We start from the raw sequence: 13,239 nt of genomic DNA, 5'->3' as shown, positions 1-13,239 counted from the left end.
TTATGATTAGTCAAAAATATACAAATTATTTATTTAAAGAAATATAAAAACAAAAAGAGGTAAAGCCATAGAAAATCTATGAAATGCCAGAATGTCTCGGCAAGTTCAAAACCAAGCATTTTCGCTGGACTGTACTTTTGTTTAAAATGATTATAAATTACAACGATTAAGCAAATTAACCCAACGATTACGTGTAAAATATGCATTATAGCAATAACATACACGTAAGACATAGTAATATTACTACTGGGACCAGTAAAATAATACCCTGAGTCTATAATCGATTTAAAGCCTGAAAATTGATTAAAAATAAATGCAATTCCCAAACCTAAAGTTACTAATAAAAGTATGGTTGTGGCTTGTCTGTTTCCTTTTTGTAATGCTTGTTTTGCAAAATAGAAGGTCGCACTACTTATTAATATTAAAATAGTACTTACTAAAAACGCATTAGGGAGCTGAAAATCGGTTAACCAATCTGGCCTATTACTACTTACAATAAATGCACTAGTCCATCCTGCAAAAGTCATGATTAAGGAAATAATTCCAAACCAAAGCATTAACTTTTTTGCTCTGTATATTTTTTCTTCTAAAGTACCTTGCGTTAAATCCATATTATCTTAAAAATTTATCTAGTACATATATAATTTGAATTAGCGTAATGTAAGATACACTGGCTAACATTAATTGTTTTGCTGCTAAGGCTGTCATCTTCTTAAATAAAAGAATAGCGTAATATAACATTACTAATCCAAAAAGGAATACTAATACAGCCGCTAATGGTGTTAAAAATAATTTACCAGTAACTCCAAATGCTGGTATAATAGAAACAAGAATAGTCCATACTGTATACATTATAATTTGCACAGCTGTTCCTTTATCTTGTTTTCCTGTAGGCAACATAAAAAAACCTCCTTTTTTATAATCATCGAATAAAAACCAACCTATCGCCCAAAAATGAGGGAATTGCCAAAAAAACTGCCACATAAAGAGTACACCTGGCTCTATCCCAAAGCTATTTGTTGCAGCAACCCAACCTAACATAAAAGGAATGGCTCCAGGAATGGCTCCAACAAAAACGGACAAAGGTGTCTTTGTTTTTAACGGCGTATAGACACAAGCGTAAATAAATATTGAAACGGCTCCAAACATTGCTGTCTTAGGGTTTATTGTGTATAATACAATAATTCCAAGTAAAGTAAATATAGAAGCGATTATAAACGCTGTATTTACAGACATTCTACCAGCAGGAACAGGCCTATCTTTTGTACGATCCATTAAAGCATCTAAATCCTTCTCGATAATTTGATTAAATGAATTCGAGGCCCCAACCATAAGATAACCACCAACGGCAAGTAAAACCAAGGTTTTAAAATCTACAGTATCAATCCCAAGCAAATACCCAGTTAATGAAGAAAACACTACACTTATTGACAAGCGCATTTTTGTGATTTCTTTAAAATCTGAAATTAAGGAATGGGTCTTTACAGACGTTTGTGTACTACTCAAGGTGTCGATTACTTATCGCTTTAATTAATTTAAAGTGCGCAAATATACTTTGAAAAGTTAATTCTACAAATCAAAATACCAATTAAATAGATCACTACGTAAACCTACATTAAACCAAACTGTATTACTTTTAGTTACAGAAGTTGTTTCTATCTCTGGGCTAAAATTACGATAATTAATATTAGTGAATAATTTTAAATTCGTAGATGGGTTAATTAAATAACCAACTTGTAGGTTAGCGTTTACAGATTTTGTTTTTATACCCTGACCAATTTTAACATTAGCATCAAATGGTCTATCGTTATAATCTTTATAAATATCTCCTCCATAACTATAACTATCGGCTTCAGTATCATAATCCAAACCTCGAATTCCTAGTATTAATTTTGCATCTGCAGACCAACGTTTATAATTATAACGTCCTATTAAAATTAATTCTTTAAAATTAGCACCCCATAAATGTGCCATAGATTGATTGTAATTCCCGTAGTTTAAGGTGATGGTATTATGTGAATACGTATAAGGACGTACTTGATTATATTCGGCTTGTAACAACAAATTATCAACATTAAAAGCATTATAATACTTGTACCCCAACTGAAAACCATATTTATTTTTCCAACTTTTATCTCCACCGGTTACATCATCTAAAGAAAATTCATCTAAAATAAACTGACCGTATAGATTCATATCATCGCTCAATTTATATTTTGAAGTCAATCCTAAAAGTGCATTTCCAGCGCCCTGACCTGTTTCAAACTCTACAGCTCTTAAAAATATTATCGGATTTAAATAATTTACATCAAATCCTCTATCGTTTGTATTTCTCCAAACCACAGATTCAAACAACCCAATATTTAAACGTTTAGTTACATTTAAACTTAAATAATGATTAGACATATATTTAGTTAAATAGGTTTTATCCTCAACAACATCAGATCTAACATCTTTTAACCATAACCAGGTACTGGTATATTTTAACTTCCAAAATGAAACGTTTAATTTTAAAAAAGGAGATGGAGTAGCCACGTCGCTAAGTAATAATGAACGGTAACCATCGCCAATAAAATTTTTACCATGTCCAAACTGAACATTTAAAAATTTTGTTGGCGAATAAGACATATACGCTTCTGCAACAGGATAATCGTAAGCATCTTCTTTATATGCTTTCGCTATACCTCGTCCTGGTATTATTGCTGGATCAGGTCCCCAGGCCTGTAAGCTTTCTGCATACGTATTATAATATTGTGCAAAACGACCTTGACTTTCGTAAAATGATGTAGAAAAACTAAAGTGTTTCCCTAAGCCTCCCTGAAAAGAAACGCCTCTAGTATTATTATAAGTATAATTAAAATCGGCTTCAGAATCTTTTCCTACTTGCATATCGAAAATCGGATCTGCAATAAACCAATAATTTTCACCTTCAACTTCTACCAAATGCTCATTCCACACTTTTCGTCCTAACCACGTTGAAACGTCTTTATTATTATTCTTTTCTTCTGCTTCAAAATCATAATAATGCTCAACATCTGCATACAGTAAAGGCTTAGAACCTGTATGACTATTTGCTCCAACTTGATTCATACTACGATCAAACTTGCCATAATAACTATGACTAAATGGAATATTTAAGGTGCTTTTGAATTGTTTTTTAGTGTTAAACTTAACCGATTTACTAATACTATCTAATTCATTCTTAACACGATTTTCGATAGGATTAATTGATGAAACAGCTATAGTTGATTCTAATTGGTCCTGATAAGGCGTTAACGGAATTGATAATGTTACTGAATATTGTTTAAAAACAGGATTACCATTATATAATGCAGCTTGAACTTGAGGTAATAAATTAAACACGCGTCTGGCTTCTGTTTGAAGCGATTGATAAACAGCATCTGTATACAAAACTTTAAAAACACCTGCTTTATCTACTTCAAAAAGCACAACTAGATCTCCTTTATAATTATCTTTAAGAACATCTTCAGGCATCCTAAACGTACTATAAACAAATTTATAAACGGTTTCATCAAAACAAGATTGAAGATCTTTGAAAGCAGACGCATTACACGTTTTAAAAACGGGCGGCTTCTCGTTAAAAGTTTGCTCTAATTGTGAAGTTTGTGCATACTGCAACATAGGGAATACAAGCAGTAGCAATACAATTAATGATTTCATATAATAATAACAGCTGATAATTAAAGGGCGAAAGGTAGTATTTTTTTAAGTACTCTAAAATTAAAAATTCATGTTAAAAAAGAACAAAAAAAATCCCGACACAAAATGTATCGGGATTTTTATATAATAACAATATTTACTTTAATCCTGTACTTGGAATACAATTGGAAGTGAGTAAGGCACAATTACGGCTTTACCACGTTGCATACCTGGCTTCATTTTTGGTAATTTATTAATTACACGTGCAGCCTCTTGTTCTAATTTAGGGTGTGGTGCTCTAGCACGTACACCTGTGATGTTTCCATCTTTACCAATTTTGAAAATTACGTTAATACGTTGTCTTCCCGTTAAACCTAATTCCCCAGCTAAATCTGTGTCGAAATTCTTACCAACAAATTTTGATATTTTTTCTGACATACATTTTTTCTTAGCGGCGTTGTTTCCTTTTTCACAACCAGGAAAAACTGGTACATTTTCAATAATTGAGAACGGAACCTCAACATCTTCTTCAACCTCTTCAATTTCGATATCTTCAACTTCAGCAATTTCTTCTTCCTGACTCGTTTCTGTAGACTCGATTACAGTTTCCTCTACCTCTACCTCATCTTCTACAACTTCAATAACTTCTGGTGCAGCAGGTGGTGGTGGTGGTGGTGGTGGTGTGTTTAATTGTTCTGTAATTGGGATTTCTTCTTCCAATTCTTCATCCATATTAATCATACCGATATCGATAGCTTCTTTATCGTAAGTTTTGTAATTGATAGCAAAATTGGTTAAGGCTAACATTATTGCTAAACCAATAGCAAAGTATAAAGCACTGTTACGGGCAACATTCGCTTTAGGGTTTTTCTTAGGTTCCATAATATATTGTTTTCAGGATTGCTAAAATAACCATTTATTTGGCAAAAAAGCAAACGTTTATATTTATTTATGTTCAAATTTATTCTTAATCACTACGATTAAGAGCATTACAACTACACCAGCACTGTTCGCTAAGATGTCTAAAACATCAAATTGTCTTGTTTCTGTAAAATTCCCTTGCAAGTATTCTATTAAAACACCAAAACTTATTGATAATAAACCAGAACTAAAAAGTGCTTTTGTTTGTGACCACTTATAACCGTAATTAAATACGATATACCATATTAGTGCAAGCAAAGAGTATGCCAAAAAATGAAATACCTTATCACTATTTTCAGGACTTCCTTCTGTTATATTATTTAAATTAACTAAACTTACTATTGCTAAAGCAAAAGTATAAAGAAAAGCCGCTGGAATTAGGATACGTTTTTTAAGCACCAATTAAGGCTTTATAATCTTCGTCAGACAATAATGTATCTACTTCTTCAGGATTACTAAACTTTAATTTAATCATCCAACCGTCTCTATACGGATCAGAATTTACTAATTCTGGCTCGTCTTCTAAACGCTCGTTAAATTCAATTATTTCACCAGATAAAGGTAAAAACAAGTCTGAAACTGTTTTTACAGCTTCTACGGTTCCAAAAACCTCTTCAATATTCAAAGTTTCATCTACAGTTTCAACTTCTACATAAACGATATCTCCCAATTCGCTTTGTGCAAAATCAGTAATACCAACTGTAGCTACATCACCTTCTATTTTAACCCACTCGTGGTCTTTAGTGTACTTTAATTCTGATGGAATATTCATATTTAAATTTTTAATTAGATTTAACAAATGTATTTATTCAAGTTTTAATATCAAATTTAAATGTCTTAATTCCCAAAATTATAACGCAGCGTTAAACCAGAACTTAATGTGGTTTGCGGATACGATGTGGATATTGCATATTCTGAGAAGCTATAATCAAAATAGAATATAGCAGACAAGTTTTTACTAAAAGTATAATCTGCGGTATACTTTAATGCCCAAATGGTTTGTCCTGAGGTAACTTGGGTATTATCTAGGTCTAAATATCTTATAATGGTTTTGTTTTCCCTGAAAGAAACATCTGCCTTCATGTTAACATCACTAACTATGGTTTGATTTGGACCTGCTAGCTTCGATTTCATACGGACATCTTTAATTCTGTACCCTAAACCTAAAACATATTCGTTACCAACGATCTCTGTCATTAAATTATTATCGAAACTTAACGACATTAACCTGTCTTTTTGAATTTCGGCCAATACTTTTATTGAATTATTCATTTCGAAATCGATACGGATTAACGGACTAAACATTTCTGTTAGATTGATGTTACTGTATAGGTTTTCTGTTTTGTAGTCTCCAGACTCATTAAACACATCGTCATCTTGTTCTAAATAATCTACCGAATAATCCACAGTGTTATAATCTAAATTAGATGTAAATTGATTGATGGTATAGGTTGCACGATAACCGTGGCTCATAGAAAATCTTTTAAAATTCTTTTTAAACCAATTCATTTTCATGAATCCTGTATATTTTATATCCCAGTTTGGTAAAGGCATACTCCTAAAAGCATTTAAACTAACACCTCCGGCATCCTCGCCCATGTATGCTGATAAAAATGATGGTAATAGTACCGCCTGGCTCGTTTTTCCAAAACCTAAAGCGTATCCATCTACATCTCCATCTTCAAAATTATCTGGATTAGTCATATCTACACCTGCACGTTGTGCTAATCGTCTAGATATTGTTAATCTGTTAGCCTTAAAATCATCGAAAGCTTTAGATCCATTTTCATCACTTTTTCCGAAACTCTTAATCATAATAGTCGAAACATTAAAATTACCATATGTATACGGTGTTAATGATTGATATTGATAATTATTATCTTCTTGATTAATAATGTAGTTTTCGGTTAAACTTTCGGAATACAGACGATTAAACGATAAATCAATTTTTAAATCTTTTATAGGCTCTAAATTAGCAGACACATCTAATTGTCTGTTATGGGTTTCTAGATATTGCTCGTTATATTCGTCATATAGTGTTAACCAACCATTACTAGCAGCTAATTGTCTAACATCACTTTGACTACCTATAGTATAGCCAAAAGTAGGTTGTACGGTTCCGAAAAAACCTGGGGTTTCTAAATATCCTGGAATATATGTACCATTATTTTCTTGATAATTTAACTGAACACGTTTTACCATAGTCACCAAGTCAATACCTGCATTTAATAATGCCACACTTTTCTCTTTACTTGAAGGTGTTTTAGTATCTATTTTTGATGATGTATTGTCTTGTGGCATACGTCTAGGACTTGGTCGTGCAGAAGTAACTCGTGCTGTTGGTTTTTTAACTAATCCTGCAAACTTATAAAGCTTAGTCATGTCCATAGATGTATTTAAATTATGAACATTCGCATTTTGTATGGTGTTTCCTAAATCGTAAGTTTCTCCATCTATTTCTAAATCACCATATAAATCTGATCCTTTTTCCCACTGAAAATCTCCTGTATAAGAATAACTGGCTTGTAAAAAACTTAAAAACGGAAGTTTATACAGTGGCAATTCGTAATTAATACCAAGTTGTTGATAGAGCGTGTTTGGCTCTCCCATATCAAACAAACCATCCCAGACATCTAAACTTGCGTCTTGAAGTTCTTCAGTATCATCTGTATAGTAATTTTTTACAATATTACTTCTAGATGTGGTGTAATTAAGCTGTAAAGCTCGGGTAAGATTAAAACTAAAAGCATATTGAAAATCGTAAGTATAATTACGTCTGTACAAATCTTCTACTCCAATATTACCTTCTACAAGTTCTATTTCCCGATACGATTGTTTGTTATAGTCTCTTAAAAAATTGGAACTAACGGTAAAGGTTGTTGGCAAATAATTAAAGTTAAAATCTTTTAATATTTTCCAATATTTCCCTGTAAAAATGGAGTCGTTATTCTTGAAAGGTTCAATTGTTTTTGGGGTGAAATTATATGCATAATTAGCCCCTAAATTAATTGTTTCTTCAACAGAACTCTCGATATCGAAATCATGATGATCGACTTTATTATATGAATAATTTAAAGTAAAATTTTCTACATCATAAAAACGTGGTTTGGCTTCTGTTGTTCTAATTTTTCGGACACCTATAAAATTGATGCTCTTTCGTTTAGTATAATCTTGATTTACATTTAAAACAGAATCTTTATTAGTAGTAGTTGCCAAAATATCATCTAATTCTATATCTTGATAATACTCATCGTATTTTGGTGTAGATGTTTCTTCGCTAACGCCATAGGTAAATGGAATTTGCACTCCCCACTTTTTAGGTAATAATTGCCCAATGTTTACATTTGTTACTAAATCGTACTGCACAACATCTTCTATACTACGTTCACTAGAACTTTGCTCTATGGTACCAAAACCAGATGTACTTTGACTACCAGTGGCACTTACACTTGCAAAATCTGCAATGTTAGCATCTATAGTGGCAACTGCAGCCCAACCACCTTCGCTATCTAGGTCTGATAAGCGCAATTCATTAAACCAAAACGTACCACATTGTTTGTTTGTTGATCCATTTTTTATACCTAACATTAAAGTTCTAACATCTCCAGAACTTGGATTCCCTTTTATACCTATACGGTGCTGCCCTAGTACGTAACCAGAATACTGATCGTCTACCAAACTTAACTCGCCGTCAATAACATCGTAAAATGTAGGATCTACGCTTGAAAGTGTACCATTTGCAAGACCTAGTGATTTTGCTTCCTGAAGCAAATCTAACGCTATGTTTATTTCATTATTTTCTGGCCAAAGATCTTCACTAGTTATCCCTTCACTTACTTCTAAAGGAATCTCTATCTGGTAATAATTCTCTGTTAAATCGCTACCCATTCTAATAAATGCGACTGGATAATCGCTTAAACCGTAAGTACCGGCATCTTCTGCATGTACAAACATTTGTATGTTATTGTATTGGCGCATATCTAAAGTGATGCTTTTATATACACCTCTAGAATCTTCGGTTTCTAAACCACATACGTCTAATACTAAAGATTGTTCGTCTTGTTCAATCACCGTATTGTTACTATATAATTCTTCAGATTCTACACCTGGAGGAGACTCATAAATACCATCGTTTTCTAATGTACTAATAACGCCTACGGTAAACTCTGTATCTGAATCTTCTGGCGTAACATCATTTTCATCTAAAGCTAAAGAATAACGAATCCAATCGCTTCTTACTAAATCTAAAGATCCAAAACGAAAGACAGTAGCTTCTGTAAAATCTTTAAGATATATACGTGCAAATCGTACAGATCTTAAATCTGAAATTCCACCTACTGCTGTTGCTTCTGAACTTTCTACAGGAATTCTAAATTGATACCATCTTACACTTTCACTTTGTCCGTTTGGCAACGACCTAGATTCTACTTTAATATCTTTAATGTAATCACTTAATGGATTGGTATCTGGAATATTTCCAACATCACTACTATTGTCTGGTAAATTTTGCGGGGATAAATCTAATTCATACTCGTAATAACTATCTATGGTATTCATAGTATTATCACGATTAATATCTTCTACATCTGGTAATGTTGTAGACCCTCTATTGGTATCGGTAAACACATCTGGCGAGTTTCCATCTAATCCATTATAATATTTATAACGGTCAAAAATATTTCCAGTAGTATTTAAATAATATACGTAATTATCTTTAGCTGGATCTTCTCCAAAATCAATTCCGAAAACAACACCTTCTTCAGCATCATTATATCCATCGTAACCCACATCTTGATTTGTACGCTCAGTGCCCTCTGTATCGAACGCATAAATTAACGATTGATTTTGTGGCACAACAGTTCCCCATGCTGTGGTTGGTAAAACAGATATATCTCCATCATCTGGTAATCCGTTTTCATATTGTTTTTTACCATCTTTTAAAACATCTTCAGAAATATTTCCTAAGTTAAAAACTAATTTACCTCCTGGGTTAGATTCGTTTTCTTGAAAAGGATCTTGTAACCAGAACTCTATATATTCTACATTAGATTGCTCAAAATCTGTTGTAGTTAAAGCTCTTGTAATCCCTGCCCAACTATATTGAGGGTTTGAAATTGTACCCCCTTTTGCATTAGGATCAAAATTATAAGGACCACGTTCATCTGGATAATAGGCTAAATCTAATGTATTTATGACTGTAGACTGACCCGATGCTAAATCTTGTTCTGGAAATAACTCATCAATATAAACACGGCTAGTGTATAAGCTAGACATATCATCATCTGTCATGTCTGAAGGACGCTCACTAGTATAAAAAAGAGCATCGATTGTATACCAGTTTAACATGGCACGTTGATAACCATTTTGAATACCATTTGAATCCTCATTTGAGTTACCTGGCACCTCTAAATTTAAAGGTCTACTAGATAAAGACCATGAGTCTTGTGATAATAACGAAATATTACTTTCCGAGCCCTCAAAATCATCTACATAAATGGTTTCTTCTCCGTCAAAGTCTGTACCTGATGAAGTCCCCGGTATTAAATAAGCGAATTCTCCTTGTACAGATAAATTAGATGGCACATCTGTATCTATATTTGGTAATTTATTAACCAAACGTGTTAAAAACGGTAATTCTGTTGAGTAATTTCCATTAATACCAAAAATGGTGTTATTTATAGATTCTGAACTGTAATTTGCTTTTTGAGTAATAGGTTGTTCATTTAAATTTAAGATTGTTGCACCTAAAACAAATTTATCATTGAATTGATGCTGAACGTTTACACCCATAAACGTTTTGGTTTGCTGACCATACACCGAATTACTTTCTGTAGACACTTGTATTGGAGTATCTGATGCTTTTAAGGCTTCATCCAGAATCTCAACCGTTCCCATTTGATAATCGACGGTATAATCTATACCTTCTATTAATTGACGCCCTCCTGCTGTTACCGTCACCGAACCTCTAGCAACATTATAAGCCCCTAATGAAATACCATCGCTTCCTGAAGAGCTGTAAGAGCCTACTAACTGAAACTTATTCTTTTCGGAATAATCTAAAGCATTTGTTTTGGTTACAGAGTACAACTCATTATATACATATTTTTTCTGATTCTCGTTATATGTACTTGGCGTATCATAATCTTCAGAACCTGCAGACACATCTAACACATCGAATAAATATTCTCCAAAAGGCTCGACTTTAGTAAATATAATTTTTCCTTCAGAAGACATTACAGTAATGCCCTCCTCAAAATCAAAAAAACCATCTCCTCTAGATTGTGAATCGCCGTTAGAATCTAATTTATCAAAATTAAACAATCGTAATAAAGCCACTTCCTCAATAGATTCTCCATTAAAAGTCGTACCAAAATCATCATTTACTGGAGTTATAAAGTTTAGTGCCGAAGCATCTTTATAATATATATTTAATTTAAAATCGTCTTCACTTATTTGATAACCACCAGTATCATAAATGTTTTTCATCATCAGTTTCCAAACGGGCTGAGTTACACTTGTTGTAGAACTCTTAAGTAATTTTACAACTAAACTATTATTTGTAACTACAGTTTGGTCTCCACTATCGTCTATTCCTGTTGCATCAACACCATCGCTAGCAAATTCTCCAACTTGATATACTTTTCCTCCTACAGTAAATTGAAAAGCAACGGCCAAGATATCGTCACTACTTAAACTCTGACTTAATGAAATATACCCCAACTGAGTGTTGACTGTATAATCTGTGTTTTTAACTAATTTATCGGCATTTTCAAGTTTAGAATAATCGTAACCTTCACTCGTTCCGGAAACCAATATACCAGATTGCACGGTTGAAACATCTCTTACTAATGACGTTAATTGAGAATTAGCACCGCCAATAGCTGTAGGGTCAAATCCGTTGTTTTCGTTATCTGGATACGCTCCAGAACTCTTATAAACATTAACTGCAGAATTTATAAATTCTGGGTTAGATTCTCCTAAATCTTGAAACGCTACTATATTTCTAACATTATCTGTCTCATTACTTCGGTTTGTTTTCCAAACTTCAATATTAGTAATTTGAATATTAGAATTAATAAAAGGATAGTTAGATAAAGCAGCATCGTATTTTTCTCTAAAATATTGTGCTAAAAAAAAGTGACGGTTTTCGTCGTAATCTCTGGCATACAGCTCGAACTCCTCCGATGTTCCACCTCCCTGAGAAACTACCGTATTGGTTTCCGATTTCTGTTGAGAAAAGACACCAGTGACTGTTGTCTTACCAAATTTTAATTGTGTTTTTACCCCAAATAAACTTTGTGCTCCTGTAATTAACGAACTGTTTAAAGGCATACTAATATTACCAACTTCTATCTTTTGAATAATATCATCTTCGGTAGGGGTGTATTCTAATTTTATTAAATTTTGAAAATCGAATGTAGATTCTGTATCGTAATTTGCAGTAACTTGTAAGCGCGTACCTACTTTACCAAGTAAACTTAAACTAATACGTTGGTCGAAATCGAAACTAAAATTACTCCGATTTTGAGGGGAGAATGATGGATTATCTTGTTTAGAAAACAAGACTCCTAAATCCATTTCTACCGAACCTTGAGGGATTACCTCAATTGTGCTTCCTCCAAAAATAGATTCGAAAAAACTTGAATTCACATAAAATTCTGGAAGTAAATTTTTCTTAGCATCCTCTGTACCTTCTTTTTTTCCATCAAAAGCATCTATTTTCTGCTTATAATACGATTTTAAATTTGCGGCTTGCACCAATTCTTGATACTCCCGTGGTGTTAAAATAATAGGATAATTTATATTAAACTCGCCAACAGATTCGGTATAAATATAACGATCCGTAAACGCATCATAAGTATATTTAGAAACTATACTTGCAGGATTTGCTATTTTTATACGACCTAAAGCATGACCAGTCTTAACACTATCTTGTTCTGTTGTTGGTGCAACTTGAGCAATAGTACTGGTACTTATTAAAAGCAGAACAAAACAAACTAGACATGTTTTTATTGTGAAATTAATAGCGTTAAAGTGAGTTGTATTCAAAATCTATTATAAATTTTTTAAAGCTTGTTTTATGATGGTTTCGACTGAAGCATCTGGTTCTGCCTTTAAAATTTTATCGACAGCACGTTCGGCTTGTTTCTTAACAAAACCAAGAACTTCTAAAGCAGATAACGCTTCATCTTTGTTGGTATTGTTTGTAGATAAAGAAACTTCGTCAATATCGTAAATCTTTAAAACTTTATCTTTTAAATCTATTATAACACGTTGGGCAGTTTTAATACCAATCCCTTTAATAGATTGAATTAAAGCAACATCTTCTTTTGCTATACCTTCACGTACCTGCTTAGGTGTTAAAGACGACAACATGGTACGTGCCGTTCCTGCACCAATTCCGCTTACAGAAATTAGTAACTTAAACATATCGCGTTCTGCAATAGAAGAAAACCCATACAAGGTATGGGAATCTTCTTTTACTAAAAGTTGTGTATATAATTTTATGTTTTCCTGATCAGGAATTTGAGAATATGTATGTAGAGAAATGTTTAAAAAATACCCAACACCATGACAGTCTATAACGACATCGGTTGGATTTTTTTCTACCAATTTCCCATGAATATGTGAAATCATTTGTTAGTTTTCTTATAACTT

8 protein-coding genes are annotated in these 13,239 nt (G+C 32.8%); all 8 read right to left on the bottom strand.

The window, feature by feature from the left end; translation table 11 throughout:
* Nucleotides 1-29: 29 nt before the first annotated feature.
* Complete coding sequence (locus Q1B05_RS01855; protein ID WP_299776948.1) at nucleotides 30-611, bottom strand: cytochrome c oxidase subunit 3; 582 nt, start codon at nucleotides 609-611, stop codon at nucleotides 30-32.
* A gap of 1 nt (nucleotide 612) precedes the next feature.
* Complete coding sequence (cyoE, locus tag Q1B05_RS01850) at nucleotides 613-1,506, bottom strand: heme o synthase (RefSeq protein ID WP_299776947.1); 894 nt, start codon at nucleotides 1,504-1,506, stop codon at nucleotides 613-615.
* A gap of 63 nt (nucleotides 1,507-1,569) precedes the next feature.
* Nucleotides 1,570-3,681: a gliding motility protein RemB gene (locus tag Q1B05_RS01845; protein WP_299776946.1), complete on the bottom strand. Its 2,112-nt coding sequence runs from the start codon at nucleotides 3,679-3,681 to the stop codon at nucleotides 1,570-1,572.
* Nucleotides 3,682-3,822: 141 nt separating this feature from the next.
* Nucleotides 3,823-4,542 carry an energy transducer TonB gene (locus Q1B05_RS01840; protein WP_299776944.1) on the bottom strand — a complete coding sequence of 240 codons (720 nt, stop codon included), beginning with the start codon at nucleotides 4,540-4,542 and terminating at the stop codon, nucleotides 3,823-3,825.
* A gap of 63 nt (nucleotides 4,543-4,605) precedes the next feature.
* Nucleotides 4,606-4,980, bottom strand: coding sequence for a VanZ family protein (locus Q1B05_RS01835; RefSeq protein ID WP_299777463.1), 375 nt, complete (start codon nucleotides 4,978-4,980; stop codon nucleotides 4,606-4,608).
* A complete protein-coding gene (gene gcvH, locus Q1B05_RS01830; protein WP_299776942.1) occupies nucleotides 4,973-5,353 on the bottom strand; it encodes a glycine cleavage system protein GcvH in 381 nt (126 codons plus the stop codon). Before gcvH ends, Q1B05_RS01835 begins: the two co-directional genes overlap by 8 nt.
* Before the next feature lie 65 nt (nucleotides 5,354-5,418).
* Nucleotides 5,419-12,630 (bottom strand): cell surface protein SprA, encoded by a 7,212-nt coding sequence (gene sprA / locus Q1B05_RS01825; RefSeq protein WP_299776940.1) that lies wholly within the window; start codon nucleotides 12,628-12,630, stop codon nucleotides 5,419-5,421.
* A gap of 6 nt (nucleotides 12,631-12,636) precedes the next feature.
* On the bottom strand, nucleotides 12,637-13,218 hold the full coding sequence (gene ruvA, locus Q1B05_RS01820; RefSeq protein ID WP_299776938.1) for a Holliday junction branch migration protein RuvA: 582 nt from the start codon (nucleotides 13,216-13,218) through the stop codon (nucleotides 12,637-12,639).
* Nucleotides 13,219-13,239: the final 21 nt, after the last annotated feature.

Origin of the sequence: uncultured Formosa sp., from assembly GCF_947500765.1 — a bacterium.
Lineage (GTDB): Bacteria > Bacteroidota > Bacteroidia > Flavobacteriales > Flavobacteriaceae > Formosa.
The sequence above is the reverse complement of the archived record's forward strand: the minus strand, read 5'-3'. Positions and strand labels throughout refer to the sequence as shown.